This window comes from Vibrio sp. 10N.247.311.13 (assembly GCF_041467595.1).
In the GTDB taxonomy this organism is placed as follows: domain Bacteria; phylum Pseudomonadota; class Gammaproteobacteria; order Enterobacterales; family Vibrionaceae; genus Vibrio; species Vibrio crassostreae_C.
The window spans coordinates 14,380-33,390 of sequence record NZ_JBFSUX010000004.1; the positions used below are offsets into that span (position 1 = coordinate 14,380).

The 19,011-nt window shown below is 45.1% G+C and carries 16 protein-coding genes and 1 pseudogene; 6 read left to right on the forward strand and 11 right to left on the reverse strand.

Going from position 1 to position 19,011, the window contains the following annotated elements:
• Positions 1–6 precede the first annotated feature (6 nt).
• Positions 7–963 (reverse strand): MoxR family ATPase, encoded by a 957-nt coding sequence (locus AB6E52_RS02780; protein ID WP_017072421.1) that lies wholly within the window; start codon positions 961–963, stop codon positions 7–9.
• A 454-nt stretch (positions 964–1,417) separates the two neighbouring features.
• Between AB6E52_RS02780 and AB6E52_RS02785 the strand changes: the two genes are divergently transcribed.
• Together AB6E52_RS02785 and AB6E52_RS02790 are read left to right on the forward strand one after the other, a co-directional pair.
• Entirely contained in the window at positions 1,418–3,334 is a 1,917-nt protein-coding gene (locus tag AB6E52_RS02785; protein ID WP_102321291.1) for a methyl-accepting chemotaxis protein, read from the forward strand.
• Between the two features lie 208 nt (positions 3,335–3,542).
• On the forward strand, positions 3,543–3,743 hold the full coding sequence (locus AB6E52_RS02790) for a hypothetical protein (protein ID WP_010431457.1): 201 nt from the start codon (positions 3,543–3,545) through the stop codon (positions 3,741–3,743).
• Positions 3,744–4,001: 258 nt separating this feature from the next.
• Here the strand turns inward: AB6E52_RS02790 and malK are convergent, their stop codons facing one another.
• Complete coding sequence (gene malK / locus AB6E52_RS02795) at positions 4,002–5,114, reverse strand: maltose/maltodextrin ABC transporter ATP-binding protein MalK (protein WP_019822935.1); 1,113 nt, start codon at positions 5,112–5,114, stop codon at positions 4,002–4,004.
• Positions 5,115–5,778: 664 nt separating this feature from the next.
• Here malK and malE point away from each other — a divergent pair.
• The 3 genes from malE (at position 5,779) to malG (ending at position 9,518) form a co-directional block, all read left to right on the forward strand.
• On the forward strand, positions 5,779–6,963 hold the full coding sequence (malE, locus tag AB6E52_RS02800) for a maltose/maltodextrin ABC transporter substrate-binding protein MalE (RefSeq protein WP_017067915.1): 1,185 nt from the start codon (positions 5,779–5,781) through the stop codon (positions 6,961–6,963).
• Between the two features lie 81 nt (positions 6,964–7,044).
• Positions 7,045–8,616 (forward strand): maltose ABC transporter permease MalF, encoded by a 1,572-nt coding sequence (malF, locus tag AB6E52_RS02805; protein ID WP_017060049.1) that lies wholly within the window; start codon positions 7,045–7,047, stop codon positions 8,614–8,616.
• 11 nt (positions 8,617–8,627) lie between these two features.
• Positions 8,628–9,518: a maltose ABC transporter permease MalG gene (gene malG, locus AB6E52_RS02810; protein ID WP_017060050.1), complete on the forward strand. Its 891-nt coding sequence runs from the start codon at positions 8,628–8,630 to the stop codon at positions 9,516–9,518.
• Positions 9,519–10,079: 561 nt separating this feature from the next.
• Here malG and AB6E52_RS02815 read toward each other — a convergent pair.
• The 4 genes and pseudogenes from AB6E52_RS02815 to AB6E52_RS02830 all read right to left on the reverse strand — a co-directional run bounded on the left by AB6E52_RS02815 (position 10,080) and on the right by AB6E52_RS02830 (position 12,696).
• A complete protein-coding gene (locus AB6E52_RS02815; RefSeq protein ID WP_019822928.1) occupies positions 10,080–10,352 on the reverse strand; it encodes a hypothetical protein in 273 nt (90 codons plus the stop codon).
• A 237-nt stretch (positions 10,353–10,589) separates the two neighbouring features.
• On the reverse strand, positions 10,590–11,093 hold the full coding sequence (locus tag AB6E52_RS02820) for an acyl-CoA thioesterase (protein WP_019822926.1): 504 nt from the start codon (positions 11,091–11,093) through the stop codon (positions 10,590–10,592).
• A 406-nt stretch (positions 11,094–11,499) separates the two neighbouring features.
• Positions 11,500–11,754 (reverse strand): annotated as a pseudogene (locus tag AB6E52_RS02825) (peptide ABC transporter substrate-binding protein); the annotation flags it as partial.
• A 48-nt stretch (positions 11,755–11,802) separates the two neighbouring features.
• Entirely contained in the window at positions 11,803–12,696 is an 894-nt protein-coding gene (locus AB6E52_RS02830) for a DMT family transporter (RefSeq protein WP_017065645.1), read from the reverse strand.
• Between the two features lie 98 nt (positions 12,697–12,794).
• Here AB6E52_RS02830 and AB6E52_RS02835 point away from each other — a divergent pair, with 98 nt between their 5' ends.
• Positions 12,795–13,583 (forward strand): helix-turn-helix domain-containing protein, encoded by a 789-nt coding sequence (locus AB6E52_RS02835; RefSeq protein WP_029235520.1) that lies wholly within the window; start codon positions 12,795–12,797, stop codon positions 13,581–13,583.
• A 100-nt stretch (positions 13,584–13,683) separates the two neighbouring features.
• Here AB6E52_RS02835 and AB6E52_RS02840 read toward each other — a convergent pair whose 3' ends face one another.
• From AB6E52_RS02840 to AB6E52_RS02860, 5 genes are all read right to left on the reverse strand, one after another.
• On the reverse strand, positions 13,684–13,866 hold the full coding sequence (locus AB6E52_RS02840; RefSeq protein WP_017060054.1) for a hypothetical protein: 183 nt from the start codon (positions 13,864–13,866) through the stop codon (positions 13,684–13,686).
• On the reverse strand, positions 13,863–14,072 hold the full coding sequence (locus AB6E52_RS02845; protein WP_048609786.1) for a hypothetical protein: 210 nt from the start codon (positions 14,070–14,072) through the stop codon (positions 13,863–13,865). Before AB6E52_RS02845 ends, AB6E52_RS02840 begins: the two co-directional genes overlap by 4 nt.
• Before the next feature lie 204 nt (positions 14,073–14,276).
• Entirely contained in the window at positions 14,277–15,410 is a 1,134-nt protein-coding gene (locus AB6E52_RS02850) for a lipocalin-like domain-containing protein (protein ID WP_102321292.1), read from the reverse strand.
• Positions 15,410–17,944 carry an ABC transporter permease gene (locus AB6E52_RS02855; RefSeq protein WP_102321293.1) on the reverse strand — a complete coding sequence of 845 codons (2,535 nt, stop codon included), beginning with the start codon at positions 17,942–17,944 and terminating at the stop codon, positions 15,410–15,412. Before AB6E52_RS02855 ends, AB6E52_RS02850 begins: the two co-directional genes overlap by 1 nt.
• Before the next feature lie 8 nt (positions 17,945–17,952).
• On the reverse strand, positions 17,953–18,651 hold the full coding sequence (locus AB6E52_RS02860; protein WP_102321294.1) for an ABC transporter ATP-binding protein: 699 nt from the start codon (positions 18,649–18,651) through the stop codon (positions 17,953–17,955).
• Between the last annotated feature and the right edge of the window lie 360 nt (positions 18,652–19,011).

The following is a 19,011-nucleotide window of genomic DNA, read 5'->3' on the forward strand; positions in this document are numbered from 1 at the left end:
GTATCCCTATGCGCTGCCAACCAATGAAATAAGGTGTGCGATCACTTGGTTTGCGGTGACACCTTCAGCTTGTGCGTGGTAGCTGCGCAGTAGACGGTGGCGTAACACAGGGAATGCCATCGCTTGAACGTCTTGTGGCGTGACGTAATCTCGTCCTGCAAGCCAAGCGTGAGCGCGGGCACAACGATCTAACGCAATGGTTGCACGCGGGCTAACACCCATGTCTAACCATTGATCAAGTTGGTCGCTGTATTGCTTAGGTTGGCGAGTCGCCATAACCAGTCTGATGATGTACTGCTCAATGGTGTCTGCCATGTGAATGTTGAGCACTTCTTGGCGCGCTTCAAAGATCGTTTGCTGAGATATCTGTTGTGGCTGAGCTGATTCGTTACCTTGAGCCTCACCACGGTTGAGTCGTAAGATCTCAAGCTCGCTTTCCATATCTGGGTATTCAACCTCTAGGTGAAGCAAGAATCGGTCTAACTGAGCTTCCGGTAGCGGGTAAGTCCCTTCTTGTTCAATTGGGTTCTGTGTTGCCATTACCAAAAATAGCTCAGGCAGCGCATAGGTTTTTCGACCGGCAGTTACTTGCTTCTCTGCCATTGCTTCCAGCATTGCCGCTTGAACTTTCGCCGGAGCTCGGTTGATCTCATCCGCTAGAATCAGCGAGTTGAAAATCGGGCCTGATTGGAAGGTGAACTCTCCAGTCTCAGGACGAAAAATGTCGGTACCCGTCAAATCGGCTGGTAATAGATCGGGAGTGAATTGAATACGGTGGAAGTCGCCCTCAACACAGTCAGCCAATGATTTTACTGCGCGAGTTTTTGCTAAGCCGGGAGGTCCTTCAACGAGGATATGACCATCCGCTAAAAGGGCGATCATCAGTTGCTTAACGAGCTCTTTTTGACCAATGATTTGAGACTCTAGATAGTTTTGAAGGACTTCGAAATTTGTTTTGTGCATTTTGGACTCTCTGGGTATCCATTTGATTTTTATTTTGTGTATTGGTCACTGATTTCGAGGAAAAAGTTCCAGTACATTTGCGTAATTTATTTTTTCAAAATTGGAAAGATTTACAAGTGGTTAGCTAAAAACATCGTTAGGTTGTGATTATTACCATATCAATTGGTTTTTATATACAAAAGCTAGGCGGTGGATAGTGGTTTGAGTTCGGGTGGATCTAAGGGCTGAGAGCTAAAATCGACTCTCGACAATGCGGTATTTGCTTAGTTAATTCATGTTCAAGGTGAATGTTTCTAATTGTTACATCACATTTGCAATTTTTTGAGAGAAAGTCTCTAGTTTTATTGGTTGTGGCCGATACATCACTCAGATTGTGCATTGCTTGTTGGAGTGCACTAAAAAAGTCCTGTTCAGGGTATACCAATAACGAGCGATTCTTTTTAAAGGTCCAAATATGTTTAAAACTAACTCTCTGAGTATCAAGCAAAAAGTTGTACTTGGAATTACCTTTGCGGTTCTTGCATCGACAGTGATTGTCGGCGCAATGGCACAACAACAAGCAAGAGATGTATTAAGTCATCGATTGATCGATATTGAACTTCCAGGAATGCTAGAGCGAATCAATGGTGAAATTGACCGAGAAGTCTCTCAGCTATTGCTAGCGGCGGAGCAAATTGCTTCAAATGAATTTATTTCTGATGCTATCGAATCGACCGATCGCGATCCGGCACTAGAAAATAAACTGGTTAAACAGCTGAACAATGTTCGTAACCAGTATCAGTTGAACGATGCATCAGTGGCGAACCGTCAAACGGCTTACTACTGGAATCAAAATGGTTTCCTACGTCAGTTAAACCAACAACAAGATGGTTGGTTCTTTGGCTTTACGCAATCTGGACAGCCGACCATGGTGAGCATGTTCCAAGAAGCCAATGGCGAAGTGAAGATGTTTGCTAACTATCAGCAGCCTTCTGGTTTGGCGATGTCTGGTCTATCAAAGTCGATGGATGACATGGTTAGCCTGCTGAACGGTTTCAAGATTGAAAATACCGGTTTTGTCTTCTTAACCGATAGCCAAGGTGATGTTCAAATTCACCGTGAGCGTTCTCGCAGTGACTCTTCACTTCAACAACTTTACGGCCCTCAATCAAGTCAACTACTGAACAAGTCGGGCTTTAACCTGATTACCACTGAAAGCCAAGGCCAAGAGCTGTTCGTGGCGAGCTTGTATGTGTCGTCAATGGACTGGTTTGTTATTGGTGTCGTTCCGACTGATGAAGTATTTGCAGAGCTAGATGCGACTGCACAAAAGATGCTGATCATGACTGCGGTTGTGGCATTAGTGTTTATCCTAATGGGCGTAGTTCTGGCGAACAGCATTACTCAACCGATTAAACTTCTGGCTAAGCGTTTCGGCGACCTTGGCGAAGGTGATGGCGACCTGGCACAGCGTATTGAAGTGAAAGGCAACGATGAAATCGCACAGCTTTCAAAAGGCTTCAACGGATTCATTGAAAAAATTCACGAGTCGATGAAAGAGGTGTGTTCGACAAGCCAAGCGCTTCAAGTGGCAGCAGAGAGTGTCTCTAACAAAGCCCACATCACCCACGACAACAGCCAAGAACAGCGTGACCAAACGCTTCAAGTGGTGGCTGCCATTAACCAAATGGGTATGACCATCAGCGAGATTGCATCGAACGCGGCAACCGCAGCAGAAACGGCTACCCAAGCTTCAGGCAATACGGAAGTAGGTCGCTCTGTGGTGAACAAAGCAAAAGACGCGATCAGCCGTTTGGCGCAAGATATCGAAAGCACGGGTCAGGTAGTAGAGCAACTGGCTTCTACAACTCAAGACATCGGTTCTATTCTGGGTGTTATCCGTGATATTTCAGAGCAAACTAACTTACTCGCATTAAACGCAGCGATTGAAGCAGCCCGTGCCGGTGAGCAAGGTCGTGGTTTTGCGGTTGTAGCGGATGAAGTACGTAACCTAGCAAGCCGTACCGCAGATTCAACGGAAGAGATTCAAAAGATGATCAACCAACTGCAAAGCGATGCGAAAGATGCAGTAACGGCAATGAGTGCGGGTAAGGTGATTACCCTTGAAGGTGTATCGGCGTCGGATGAAGCGGTAGACGTGCTGAGTGGTATTTCAGACCGTATCGTTGATATCACAGACCGTAACACTCAAGTGGCAACGGCAACGGAAGAGCAATCAACCGTAGTTCACACCATCAACCAGAACATTGAAGAGATTAACGCAATCAACGAAGTGACAACGGGCACGGCTGAGCAACTTGCAGAAGCGAGCCAAGAGCTTCGAGACCTTTCTTCTCGTCTAGATAAGATGGTTGGTTCGTTTAAGCTTTAATCCCTTTAAGCTGTAGCATGGCTTAGAAAGAGACATAAACTAAGAGCTGGATTCATTTAATCGTGAATTCAGCTCTTTTTATTTACGGGCTTGTTTTCTTCTAACTGACGTTCGCTTGATCTGGTTTCAGGCTTTGCACTCAATCGCCCTAGCATCATAGGGCGTAAATGAGTAAAATCTGGTTAGGTTTAATATTTAGGTAAGTATCATGAGCGATTTTGAAAAAGAACTAGAGCAGATGACTCAAGAGATGGGCGATGAGCCTGAGGTGAAACTGCCATCACTTGAAGAGCAAAAAGCAATTGTTGCTGAGTTCAAGCGACTAGAAGCGGAAGGCAAACTGACACCTGAAGTGTTAGAGAAGCATTTTGGCCAGTTCAACAAACAGAATGATACGCCAATTCACTAAGTTGATTTAGACAGGTTTCATGTCTGAAAGAAGTGATATTAGCGGTTGGGTTCATAGCCTAACTAACAGATAAAGGTCTAGCGCTTGCTAGACCTTTTTTATTGCCGCTAGCGAAAGACCGAGTGGCTGACTCATGAACTATTCAATGTAAGTGAAACTCGTATCCAACACATAAAAATATCCAGCACATAAAAAAATCCCCCTTACTGAGTAAGAGGGATTCGATATGGGCAAGTTATATCCTAAAAGGCTAAGCGATTAGTCTGTGCCGTATTCTTTGTACAAACGACGACATGCGCGGCCATCGCTGTGGAACAGGTGACAACGGTGCGCTGGAATACCAATCGCCAACTTGTCACCTGATTCGATTTTCAACGTGTCAGGCTGGCGATAGATAACATCAGCATCGGCACTTTCAAGGTTTAGGTAAACCTGAGTTTCGTTACCTAGCTTCTCTACCATCATCACGTCAGCTTCAATCGTCGCGTCACCTGATTCAGCAGACATCAAGTGTTCAGGGCGAATACCCAGAGACATACGATCGCCAGCATTGACAGTCGTACCATCAACAGGGATCCAGAAAGTCATACCGTTAGAAAGTTGAACTTGTACGCGTTCTGCTTCAGCTTGTTCAATGTGTACCGACATGAAGTTCATCTTCGGTGAACCAATAAAGCCAGCAACGAATCGGTTTTGAGGGTAGTGGTAAAGGTCAAGCGGCTTACCGACTTGAGATACATAACCACCATCAAGAACAACGATCTTATCCGCCATTGTCATCGCTTCCACTTGGTCGTGGGTAACGTAGATCATGGTACAACCCAGTTGACGCTGTAGCTTGGTGATTTGCGAACGCATTTGAACACGTAGCGCGGCATCTAGGTTTGATAAAGGCTCATCAAGTAGGAATACGTTTGGTTGAGAAACCAGAGTACGACCAATCGCAACACGTTGACGTTGACCACCAGACAATGCTTTAGGTTGACGCTCAAGAAGGTGACCAAGCTGAAGAATTTCTGCCGCATGTTCAACACGCTTGTCGATTTCAGCTTTATTTGCGTTTGCTAGCTTAAGACCGAAAGACATGTTGTCGTATAGGTTAAGGTGAGGGTAAAGCGCGTACGATTGGAATACCATACCTACGCCACGCTTTGACGGTTCAACGTCATTCATGCGTTTGTCGCCAATGTACAAATCACCAGACGTAATGTCTTCTAGACCTGCGATACAACGTAATAGCGTCGATTTACCACAACCTGATGGTCCAACGAATACTACGAATTCACCTTCGTTGATGTCTAAGGTTACGTCCTTAGAAATCTGTACATCACCATATGATTTATAAACGTTTTTTAACGTGACACTCGCCATCTAGCTTGTCCTCGATCGATCAAATTTTAAGTTTTACTGCTTATCATTATAAGAAATTTTTGGGTCAGCAGTAACTGTAGGAATTGGTAAGTATTGAGTGAGTAAGAAAAAAGTGGGTGAGACTTGGCTTCTTTAACCAAGCCCACCCGTCATAGCCAAACTGATGCCCATTTCCCCCACATTCAGCTAAACCTCCCCCGTGATTCAATCACAGATTTAGCTCGATGCTAATATAAGACACCAGCGGGCAGTGAAGCCAACTAAATGAATAATGCGTCAACGCATAACACTTGCCGGTAAAGGGTTCTTACTATCCACTCTTGGATGAATGCAGTTTCGGTGAAATGGCGTAAGGGTACATCCTCCCAATGGGAAATTAACTAGGGGGAGTAGGAGGGGAGGAGTAGATATACGGGGTTATTAATAATTGGCGATCCAGTTCAAATAAATCCACCACGTAACGGTGATGTTGATCACGATGAGTATACGTTTTGTGATTGCAGTCTCTAATCTGACCGGATGGCGATCACGAATTTAAGCCATAATAGCTAGGGCGTAGTGGCTAGGATGATGAGCTAGGGTCTGTTTTCTCAGATCATAACCTCCGAAAACTGGCTCATCTTGGTAGATGTGCCCTACGTATAAATATAAAAAGGATATTCACATGAAAAACGCTCTAAGCGCTGTAGCTCTAGGTACAATAGTTGCTCTGGGTTCTTTTGGTGCAAATGCTGCTATCGAAGAAGGACAACTAACAATCTGGGTAGGTGGTGACAAAGCTTATGAAGGCATGGCTGAAGTAGGTAAACGCTTCGAAGAAGATACTGGTGTTAAAGTAACCGTCGCTTTCCCTGACAAGCTAGAAGAAAAATTCCCTCAAGTAGCAGCAGCTGGCGATGGCCCAGACATGATCTTCTACGCACATGACCGTTTTGGCGGCTATGCAGAAGCGGGACTTCTTGTTGATATCAAACCTTCTAAAGAGACTAAAGAAGGTATCGTAGACTTCGCATGGGACGCTGTTTCATACGAGGGTAAAACAATCGCATACCCTGTTGCTGTTGAGTCAGTTTCCCTAATTTACAACAAAGCACTTGTTCCTAACCCACCTAAGTCTTGGGAAGAAATCCCAGCACTTAACGCTGAACTTCAGAAAGACGGCAAGAAAGCGATCATGTGGCCTTTACGTGGCGGCGCTTACTTCACATGGCCTCTACTTGCAGCTGACGGCGGCTACGCATTCAAACAGACTGCAGAAGGTTACGACATTAAAGATGCGGGCGTAGCGACTGAAGGTGTTCAGAAGTCTCTAGGTTTCATCGAGAAGATGGTACAAGACAAAGTTATCTCTGCAGACATGGATTACTCAGTAGCTGAGTCTGAATTCGTTGCAGGTAACGTTGCAATGACAATCAACGGCCCTTGGGGTTGGGAAAACATCAAGAAAGCTGGCGTAGACTATGGCGTAACAACACTACCTAAGTTCAACGGTAAAGCGTCTAAACCTTTCGTTGGTGTATGGGCAGGTGGTATCAGCACTGCGTCTCCAAACCGCGACCTAGCTGTTGAGTTCATGGAAAATTACCTACTAACAGATGAAGGTATGAAGAGCCTGAACGACGACAAGCCACTAGGCGCTGTTGCTCTTAACTCTTTCCAACGTCAACTAGACAGCGATACTCGTATTGCAGCAACAATGGACAACGCGATGAACGGTGAAATCATGCCTAACATCCCTCAGTTCACAACATTCTGGTACAGCATGGAAGAAGCGATCGGCAACGTAGTTGACGGCCGTCAATCAGTAGACCAAGCACTAAAAGCTGCTGAAGGTCGTATGGTTAAGTAACACCCAAGCACTACCTTTTAAGGAGGGGGTAACCTCTCCTTACTTTTCTATTTTTTATCTATATCGCTAGCAGGTTCCTCTATGCAGTCAGTTCAAGGTACAGATGCTATCCCAGCACCATCAAGCCTTCCAGGCAGTAAAAGCGTCTTCATCAAATGGGGGTTGCTTGGTAGCGTTGGCTTAATAAACGGCTACGCTACAATTCTAATGTATTCTCGCGGTGAGCTCGCTTTTGCGCTGCTTACAGTGATCTTAACGGCTTTGGCACTTTACATTTTTGGTAGTAAAAAAACTTACGCCCACCGTTATATTTACCCAGGTATTGCCGGAATGATCTTGTTCATTCTTTTCCCATTGGCATACACCGTAGGGCTTGCGTTTACTAACTACAGCGCGAAAAACCAGCTTTCTCTAGAGCGTACTCAAACCGTTCTTTTAGACCGTTCTTTCCAAAGCGGTGAGAGCTACCCATTTACTTTGTACAAGACAGATGACGGTCACCAGATCGTTGTAAAAGATGGCGATCAACTGTTAGCGACTGACGTATTTTCTCTAGACAATATGACAGAAACAGAGATGGACCTATCTGTAATCGAGTCTGCGCAAGGTGAAAAAGAGAAGATCAAAGCGATCATCCAAAACCGAGCAGCAATCAGTGGTGTTGATTTCAATCTACCTGACGGTGGTGACATCCGCATGAGTGGCTTACGTAAGTTTGCTTCTGTTGCTCCGCTTTACACGCTACAAGACGATGAAGAAACGTTAATCAACAATGAAACGGGTGAAGTTCTCAAGCCAAATATGGATGTGGGTTTCTACCAGCCTGTTGATGCAAATGGTGAGTTTACGGGTAATACCATCTCTCCAGGTTTCGTGGTTAGCATTGGTACGCATAACTTTGAGCGTGTATGGAAAGATGACGGCATTAAAGAACCGTTTATCAGCATCTTTATTTGGACGGTTATCTTCTCGGTATGTACCGTAGCGTTCACGCTAGTTATCGGCCTTGTATTGGCTAACATCGTGCAATGGGAAGAGTTGAAAGGTCGTTCTATTTATCGTGTTCTACTGATTCTGCCTTACGCCGTACCCGCGTTTATCTCGATTCTTATCTTTAAGGGTCTATTCAACCAAAGCTTTGGTGAGATCAACATGGTGCTCGAGAATATCTTCGGCTTAAGCCCGAACTGGTTCTCAGACCCTATCTTAGCGAAAACCATGGTGTTGATGGTTAACACATGGCTAGGTTTCCCTTACATGATGATTCTATGTATGGGTCTGCTTAAAGCGATTCCTGATGATTTATACGAAGCGTCAGCAATCGATGGTGCGAACTTCCTTGATAACTTCAAGCGCATTACGTTCCCATTGATGATTAAACCGCTTACACCGCTATTGATTGCAGCGTTTGCCTTTAACTTCAACAACTTCGTAATGATTCAACTATTGACGAACGGTGGCCCGAACATGATTGGTACTTCTGAGCCAGCGGGTTACACAGACTTGCTTGTAAGCTACACGTACCGAATTGCATTCGAAGGCGGCGGCGGTCAAGACTTCGGTCTAGCAAGTGCTATCGCAACGCTTATCTTCCTATTGGTTGGTGCACTAGCGTTACTAAACCTTCGTTTCACTAAACTGTCTCAAGATTAAGGAGCACGACAATGGCTATGGTACAAGGTAAAGGCCTTAAATACCGAGTGTGGGCAACGCATGCAGTGTTGTGGTGCTTCTTGGCAATGATTATCTTCCCACTACTGATGATCATCGCGATCTCGTTCCGTGAAGGTAACTTCGCAACCGGTAGTTTGATTCCAGATAACCCATCATTGGAACACTGGAAGTTAGCATTGGGTATGTCAGTAACGAACGCAGATGGCTCGGTAACGTCACCTCCGTTCCCTGTGCTAACTTGGTTATGGAACTCAGTGAAGGTTGCAGGTATCACATCGATTCTGATTGTGACACTGTCTACGACATCGGCTTACGCGTTTGCTCGTATGCGCTTTAAAGGTAAGAACACAATCCTGAAAGCGATGATGATTTTCCAAATGTTCCCAGCAGTATTGGCTCTAGTAGCAATCTACGCGCTGTTTGACAAACTTGGTCAATACATTCCGTTCTTAGGCTTGAACACACACGGTGGTCTAATCTTCTCTTACCTAGGTGGTATTGCACTGCACGTATGGACGATTAAGGGTTACTTTGAGACGATTGATAACTCTCTGGAAGAGGCAGCAGCCCTTGATGGTGCAACGCCTTGGCAAGCATTCAGACTGGTTCTACTACCGCTGTCTGTGCCAATCCTAGCGGTTGTGTTTATCCTATCTTTCATCGCGACAGTGGGTGAGGTGCCAGTAGCGTCTATCCTACTTACAGATGTGAACTCTTACACGCTAGCAGTAGGTATGCAGCAGTACCTATACCCTCAGAACTACCTATGGGGTGACTTTGCGGCAGCGGCTGTACTATCAGCACTTCCGATTACTATCGTGTTCTTACTTGCTCAACGTTGGTTAGTTGGTGGTTTGACGGCAGGTGGTGTAAAAGGATAAGCTGTACTCTATAAGAAAGAAAAAGAGCGACCGTTAGGTCGCTCTATATTGGCATTTTTATTACATCATTTGGTTTGGCCGCCGATCAGTAATAAAAATAACCCTCAGGTTACGCATAGCTGGCTACTAATCAGGTTCCTTACGCTATTAATGATTAGTGGTTTTTGTAACTCTAACCCAGGTATTTACTTGGGTTTTTTTATGCCTGCTACTTTTTGTTTTTTGTGTCAGCGTTACTCGTTAACTATCGCGCTCATATCTACTTTAAAACCCAAAGTTTCGAGTTACTTCTCTCCTAAATACCGACCACTTCATTTTGGTTACTTGTAGAAATGAACTAGTCTCACAAATCAGACACTCAGTATAAGTGGCTGTTGTACTATTGATATGTTGTGAATATTCCAATGCGTGATACTTCAATGATTTGTATGCAACAAAACCTGAAATTGCACTGAAAATGTATGGGTAAGCGAGAGGTAGTTACAGAATATTCAAGTGACATTCATGAGGGTTATGGAGGTGGGTTTATTTATGCTTCTGGTTTTTGGTGGGACTTAGAAGTTAGAACTCTTTACTAGAAGGAGCACAACCTAAGTGTTGCAATAGCACATAGATGCTTTCTTGATCGAGTGCCACGCGACGAAATAGATCGGCAAATGTCGGATCTCCACCGAAACACGTTTGGATATAGTGGTTGATTTCATTGCTGTCGTAGCCTTCGACGTACAAAGTTCTAACCCATTGGTACTCAACAGCCTTTAAATTGTTCAGTGTAGACTCGCTAAGAGTGGGGCGTATGACGCTCAAGAGTGGCTCCAAGAAATTCAAATGCATCTATTATGATTGGCGGTATTTAATCAGAGCAAAATGACGACTTTATTACAGTCAAAATAAATCAGTGAACAAGTGCCGATTCATTTCAACCTTTGGCTGGGTATCACGCTCTTATCGTCTGTATTGGGTGTGCAGCGGATTTGGCTGTGTAGAGCACGAAGGTATCAAATAGATCAATGCCAAGCAGGCGCTTGGCATTGTAATAAGGTTTTGTAGGGGGAGGGCAGCTGGTGGACCTTACTTAAGGTACTTCACGTGAGCTTCCATCTCTTCACCAATCTGTTTTCGCATGTTCATTAGGCGAATAGCCGAATCTCGTAATTCGATGTCTTCTGGCGTCTCTGGTATCCACTCTGGCACTTTAGTCGGATTACCATTCTCATCGACAGCGACCATAATAACGATACAGTGAGTTGTTAGGCGGTTATTGAGCTCTTTAGGGTCGCTTGCTTGCACGTCGATAGCGATATGCATTGAAGATGAACCTGTGTAAATGACCTTTGCACTTACTTCCACAAGGTTGCCTACATGAATTGGGGCAACGAATCGAATTCCGCCTGCATAGGCTGTTATACAGTATTTACCGCTCCAACCTGCGGAACAAGCGTAGGCTGCTAAATCGATCCACTTCATTGCTGCACCACCATGAACTTTACCACCAAAGTTCACATCTCCGGGTTCAGCTAAAAAACGCAGAGTAACGTCTCGTTTACCATCTTGTCGGCTATTGCTACTGCTCATCTATCTTCCTTCATTATTATTTTGCTGCGTAACATGCTTGTTACTTGCTAGTAACAATATACTTAAGATGACATAAGTTAAAGCGGATAATCTCATGGTTAAGACTATTTTTTTCAAACAGATGATCAGTTGATGAATATTGGTACTTAAAGGCGTATCAGGCGAATGGCAAACATGGATGAAGTGATATCAAGCAAGAGAATAGAAATACTGATTAAGTCACTAGATAGGTCGATTGCAAAAAAAACACCTAGCGTAATGCTAGGTGTTTCTAAGCCGTGTGGTACTCATGTCGGTACTTTTTTGTGTTAGCCAACCAACCGCTGTTGATTTGGTTTAGTTAAAGTGGCTGTATCTCAGATACCACTAAAGTGGTAGTGATTATTGTTTTCTTATCAGCTCACTTTTACTGTTTTAAAAAGTATAGATCCTTCGCGTAGATATTTCCTTTCGGATTATTGTTTGGGAAGCCTTTTAGTGTATTTCGCACTAATCGTGTGTGATTGTAATGATATAAAGGTATAACTGCTGAAGAATAGTTGAGCAACGACTCATCGTGCTGATATAAAGTAAAGCGTTTAGACTAATCTTCCGTTTTACTCGCTTGCTGTAAGGGCTCATCATAGTATGGATTACAGTAGCCACTCTCATTTGCTGTGTGAAACGTGAGTTTGAATTTTTACCCTAATGTGAGCGTTGGGTAATGCGTTTAGCTTTGTTGAGGGAGAGGAGCCTCAAGCCTTGGTTTTCTTCTGATTTGAGCAAGGATGACACCTGAAATCACCATCACACCACCAATGATGTGGAACTGGTTAATCTCTTCGCCAAGCCATGTCGCGGCTAATACGATCGCTACAACCGGAAGCAAGTTCATGAACATCGCGCTTGAGTCAGCACCAATGGTGTCAATCGCTTTCACCCACATCCAAGGCGCTAAAATCGAAGCGGCAACCGCTGCGTAAGCTATCAATGGGAGCGCTTGTTGCGGTGGTAAAAGTTGTTCGCTGGTAAGCCAAAGTGGCGTAAGCATCGCGACAGCAAACAGACCCTGAATGTATATCACCACCCAGCTACTGATTGGCATTTTCCAGCGTTTCAGTAGTACACAGTAAGAAGCATAAACAAAGGCTGCAATTAGCATATAGCCATCGCCTTGAGTCAATTCTTGATGCATGAAGAATAACGGATCGCCTTTGCCTAACATCAGGGCTAAGCCTGATAGTGACAACACACCGCCAACAATACTCAAACTAGAAATCGACTTGTGCAGCAAAGGGACGCTTAAAAATACACTGACCAATGGAACCAAAGAAGTGATTAATGCCATGTTAGAGGCGGTTGTGGTTAAGCCTGCGTAGTAACCTAGAGATTGGTTCAACACCATGCCCAAAAAGCCGAGGAACGCTAATTTAGATAAGTTTGGCTTAATGACAGCCCACTGCTTCATCACTGGGCGAATACAGAAAGGCGTGAGAATTAACATCGCAAAAAACCAGCGGTAAAAACTCATTGCGCTAGGTTCTATGGTGCTTGCAGCAAGCTTGTTGACGATTGCATTGGCGCCCCAGATACAGACTGTAAAAAATGGTAATAGGTAATGCATGTGAATTCCGTGGCGAATGAGTTGATGCGGCTAGTTTGACAGGTCGTTATACTTACAAGTATCTTTATAAAGACATTAAGCGCGATAGGAAGACAAGTTTGAAAAAACACTCCAGAAACCTTCATCCATCCTTATTAATTGATAAGGCACCATCCAACGTATTTATGAATTTTGAAGCGTTTCTTTCGAACACTGAAACCCGAGTTCATAGCCACTCATGGGGACAGGTTCAATTGATCAGTGGTGGTATATTAGAGATGGAAGCGGAAAGCACTCGATTTCTAGCGCCACCACATCTAGCGATTTGGGTACCGGCCGGGGTGATGCATTGCAGTTATAACCGTAAGCCTTTGGACTACTGTTCACTAAATATCGCCCCAGAACTCACGCAACACCTGCCAGATAAAACCAGCCTTATAAAGATCACGCCGATTGTGTCTTCTATTATCGATGATTTTCGCGATCGTGGGATCAATGTTGCGGAAACCGAGCAAGACCAAAGGCTCGTTCAGGTACTGCTTGACCAACTTGCGCAGCGTGAGGTTGAACACCACTTCTTGCCTTCAACCGATAATAAGTATCTAGCGCCTATATTGGCTTCTGTTGAAGAGAACCCAACCGATGAAGTGACGCTGAAAGATTGGGCTGAACGTGTCCACACCACGGAAAGAACCCTTTCTCGCCACTGCCAGACCGAGCTTGGAATGAGCTTTACCGAGTGGCGACTGCGAGTGCGCTACCTATACTCAATGGACTTGTTGAGAAACGGCCAATCGGTTAAAGAGGTCGCTCTTACATTGGGTTATAACCAAGCAAGCCCATTTATCACCATGTTCAAACGTTACGCGAACCAAACGCCAGAGCAGTATAAGAACCGTTTGTTGTAGCTCGGTCTTGTTGCCAAAAGAACGGATGTTTGCGCTAGTTAGTGCGTAGATAGACCACAAGTGAATAGATAGACCATAAGTGAATACGTGCAGTATGAGCTTATGGAATCGCCCCTAACAGCCCATATATTTCGCTCTGTTGTTCGGTGACATCCTCATAGTGTTGGTTCAATAGAGCACTGTTGCTGCCCACTTTGAACAGTATGTACGTTTCTCCGTCGACCTCGAACCAATTGAAGGTTCCATGCTGGTTATACGTGGTCATTGTTTTGTTTATCTTCATGAGATATACATTAGCAGCGCAAGACATGCAGACGTACATAAGCCAAAGAAAGAAAAGAAAAACCACGAGCCTAATACTGTTTTTTCTTTTCCTACCTCTTCATTACTTTGCTGCCAACCAAGTTCACGAACCTGATCCTTGGTAAGGTTTAAGTCTAGTTTCTCGATGTATCTGTTGAGTTCGTCATTGTGCACTGAGCTAAGCATGTTCTATCTCCTCTAACCATTTGATTGGTATTTTAGGGGAGCCCAGTGTTTGGTTAAATTAGATATTTTTCAACAGGCGTTAAGGTAAATAGAACATATGGAATAACAAAAAACCTCCGTGGTGGAGGTTTTGGTTGAAAGTGTTTTAGTTGATGGTTATCGCGATGTATTTGTTGTTAGATTCCACCTGTATTAATACACAATCTAATACCCAGTCAACTCCATATAGCCAGACCCAGAATGAGAACCTTTGATTTCAATTGGCCCTTCCCAATAAGGAACCGACAGCGGCATTTTGGCATTTGGATTGAGTGCCGAGACGGTCAGTTCTATTTGCTGGCTTGGAATCGAAACTTGCCACTCTGTTGGGTAGTCACGCCCGTCGATTTTAGTTTGCTTGATGGCGGTTAAGCTGATGTCTTGCTGCTTAATCGCGATGCCGGAGCCATCTTGATTCATCAACCTCGCATGAGAATAGCTGGCTTTGCCTGTAGTTGAGTTTCGAAGTTGAAATACCACCAAGCTGGTTTCATCACTCAGCCTTAGCGCAAACCAATCCCAACCTTGTTGCGAGTCGAGTAAAAACTGCGAGCTCCATTCTCTGTCTATCCAACCTTTGCCGGAAACTTGATGGGTGACGCCATCAATAGTTACCTCGCCCGATACATTGATGAATGGTTGGCTGTAGTAATAGGAAGCCACTTTGCCATCGCTACTTTTAGTGCTGTAGCCTTGTTCGCCTTGCTTTTGATATGGCGCGTTGTTGGTTAACTTAAGCGAATATCCAAATTGACCCGAGTTAGCGACCAATGTAGCTGGGAACAGGTCATCGGTCGTCGACGTCCATTGCCAATCATCGAGGTAAACACGAAACGGCGAATCGCTTACACCCGCCAGTTCAGCTTGGTCACGTGACCATTTTTCATCGGCATAGTGTTTATTTTTAGTGGTGACAGCGCTGTGCGCCATGTAAATCTGCTGACTTTGCCACGTAGTTTCCTTGGTGCTATTGCCACTTTCATGTGGTGCAGCCGCAAAGCGGAACTGTGTCCATTGCACACCTAACACATTGTCTTCTTCATCAATTAAGTTTGCGGTTAAATACCACCATTCATGACGAAAATCTGGATGTGCTTGATGGTCGGCAGGGAAGGCGATGTCGATACCTTTAACTACCGGTGTGAATTGATCAGTCTCTTTTTGTGTTTCATCGTCGGTTTGTTTTCCAGTACCGAGTATCGAACCCATATTTTGAGCTGATGGTTGAGTGGACTCCTCACACCCTAAAAGGAGTAAGATGCCAAGTGTGAGAACGAAAACTCTCATTGATCGATTCATCACAACACCTCACTTTGCAAGCTGGATACCACGGGTTTACTGACCAAACGCCACAGTGGGATCAAGGTCGCAATCACAGCCACTAAAATGGTGATGGCTGCGATGCTGAGTGCATCACTCCAATTCCACACATAATTTAAACTCCAACCAAAGGCGCGCAGGGTAACGATGTCCGTCAACACATAACCGACCATAGCGCCGAGTGGTAAGGCGATAACCAGAGTGAAGGCGACCAGAACAACGATTTGCCCGACCACCATCGCCATCAATTTTTTCTGACTAACACCGAGCGCGTACAACCTTGCAATAGCGGCTTTGCGTGCATCGAGCAACATGAAACAGGCGCAGAACAACCCTATCACCGCCACCATTAAAGTGACGCCATTAAGCGCCCGAGTGATAGCAAAGGTTTGTGAGAAGATATCTAAAGCGATCGATTTGATCTGTGCTTGATCGTAAAGCTGACTTGGGTGCAGATTGAGTTGTTGGCGTAGCTGTTCGTACACCACTTGTGGGTCGCCAGAAACTTTGATTCCCAAGCTGGTGGGTAAATCAGTAAATCCGTTTTCGAGCCATAAATTAGGTGAAAGTAACACTTCGCCATTCGGTGAGCCGTAATCGTGGAAAATCGCCCCGACGATGAGTGTTTTGTCTTGGATCGCGTCGAGCTTGAGTCGGCTTCCAAGGGACAAGCCGAGCTTCACTGCCGTAGGTTCGCTGATTGCCACGAATTCACCTTGGTAAAAGCGCGTCCAGAAATCATCAAGGTGGGATTGGAACACCATGGTTTGCTCAAGTGTGTCTTTGTCTTTAGTGCCGAGCAAAGTCGGTAAACCCTGCAAGTTATCGTCGACATAATATTGCTTATAAACGGTTTCAACATTTTCAAACTGCTCTAACGCACGTTCGACATTCGCGATTTCACCTTGGGCAGGGCTAACGTAAATATCGGCATGTAAGCGCTGTTCAAGCCATTGCTTTAACGTGGATTCAAAGCTGCCGACTAAGGTATTCATTCCGATATTGGCGGTGACAGCGAGAAGCAACGCCATCATGGCAAGGGAGAGAGGGGAAATAAGTTCACGTAGCTCAGCAAACAGATATTGTATTAACCCCGATTGGGTGCGTTTTTCGCTCCAGTTCGCTAGCACGCTTAGCGTTTTGGGCAGGTACAAAGGAATCGATACCACTAACACACCGAGCCATGCCATGGTGAAGCGATGATGTTCGCTCAGCCATAACCCTGCTAACGCGACAATGGTTAATACTGACCCGATAACAAACAGCTGATTTTCGTTAGACGTTTCCGGCGCTTGATAGAAACCGCCATGGGAAGAGAGGGGTTGTCGCACTCGCTGTTTAAAGTACTGCCAACACGCGACAAGCGTTGCGGCTAGCGTGAGTAGCAGTGCCTGCACTAACCATTGCCACTGCCATGTGCCGGGAAGCAGTGTTGCACCATAAAGTTGCTCAAGCGTTATTGCGACGGTGGGATGTAGCCAATGGCTGAGTTGAATGCCGAGAATGAAACCAAGCGACGCGCCCTGTGTGACTAAAACAGTCAGCTCGACTAACAGAGCTGAAAATACGATGCTTGGCGCAATCCCAGCTTGTTGAATTTGTACCAACAGCCGATTACGTTTCAGCAAACTGTACTTCACACCGTTGTAAGCGATGAACAGGCCAACCAAAAACGCCAACAAACTCATGGCGGTGAGGTTAAGGTGAAAGCTATCGGTAATTGAACCGAGATCCGTGCTTTGGTTGTTGGATATCCATTGCCCTTGCTCGCCAATAAGGCTTTGCCATTTATCCTGAGCATTGCTGTTAGTGTCGTTCTTAGTGTCAAAAATAGCGATGTAGCTCAGTTGCCCTTGTTTGTTAAGCAGTTGCTGAGCGAACCCAATATCCATCAACATTCGGCTACCTAGCTGCCATTCATCTGGTAGCACTACCACTTGAGTGAGCACTTCATCAAAAGTGAGTGTGTCTACTCCTCCCAAGTTCTGGTGTTGCGACTGGCTCATCATCACAATGGGTTCACCCGCTAAGAGTTGCGGCAAAGGTAAGGCATTGTCGAACAGGGAAATGTTTGGTTCTTTGGTTTGAGTGTTGCTTTGTTCGTCGATGCGAGCGTGACGAGATCTTGAAGTGAGGGCGGCGATCAACTCACTGCCTTGAACTGACCAACGTCGACCTTGCTCGTCTCTTACTCGCCCTTCAATAACAGGTAGCGCTGCGCTTAATCCACTTTGTCTTAAGCTGAAGTAGAGCGATTCCGGCAAATAGTTTTGCCCTGCTGGTGGAATGATAAGGTTCTGCGCTTGAGCGCTAAGTTGCTCGGTCGATTCTGCATAACTGCGCTTGGCATTGAGGTTGATGGCTTGCACTGCGACAAACAAGGTGACCGCTAACACAATGCCGATCAGAATCGCTGCGGCTTGCAATGGTGATTGACGATAGTGCGCCGCGAATAGATTCAGAGTCAGTTTGGTATGGGTGAGCTGGTTCTGAGCAAAGCCAGTTTGCTTCATTGAATGACTCACAACGTTGCTGCTCTTGGGGTTAGATCTACGTTCCTTAAACAACCATCGTCTAACACCAATTTTGTCTGCATAAAGCTGGCGCATTCTGGGCTGTGCGTAACCAAAAGCACCGCAGTGTTGCCTTGAGTGGTGATTTCACTCAGCAGCTTCATAACCTCTAACCCTGCTTTGTGGTCGAGGTTGCCTGTGGGTTCGTCGGCAAGCAATAGTTTGGGTTTATGGGCTAGCGCGCGCGCTATTGCGACTCGTTGTTGCTGACCGCCAGAGAGGGCGGATACGTGTCTTTCGAGTAACTCGTTGATACCCAATGCATCAACTAAATAATCGCACCAGTCGCTCCATTTTTGTTGATTCAAATGGAGCGGGAAGGCGATGTTTTGTTTTACGTTGAGTGGGGTTAGTAAGTTGAACTGTTGAAAGATCACGCCTAGTTTTTGATGGCGGAATCGGCTCCACTGTGGATCTCTCCAATCTGATGTGTTCTCGTTATCGAGCCACAACTCGCCACCAGTTAGAGGTTCAAAGCCCGCGATTAGGTTGAGTAAAGTACTCTTTCCACTGCCACTCGCCCCTGTTAAAGCCACGCTTGCGCTTGTCGCCAAAGCGAAGTCGACATTTTCCAGCACGTGATGGGTATCGTTGCCATCAACAAAGCTTTTGCTGGCATGTGTAAGTGTGACAATTGGGCTTTCCATTTCCTTTCCTTATAACCAAAACTTACCATCAAAAGGTGTCGTTACTTGTGGCAATTATTGAAGCGACAAGCTCTATAAAACTGTAGACAACAATTTCAAACAATAGAGCGATTTATATCGAATTATTAATAACTTGTACTGCAAAAAGAGGGGAATAGATCAGTGTGAGATGGAATACAGGTGTAAGTGGGAGCTTAGAGTCACCTAGGAGGCTTTTGGGGCTGTTTATAGATAATAAATATCTATGTTAAAAATTTTCCCAATTCCAATTCGTTTTAAAAGAAAACGCCCCCGATTGGTTGAAGCCAATCAGGGTTAGTAAGGCCCAAGAAAATCTAGTTACTTGGACTTTATTGCGAG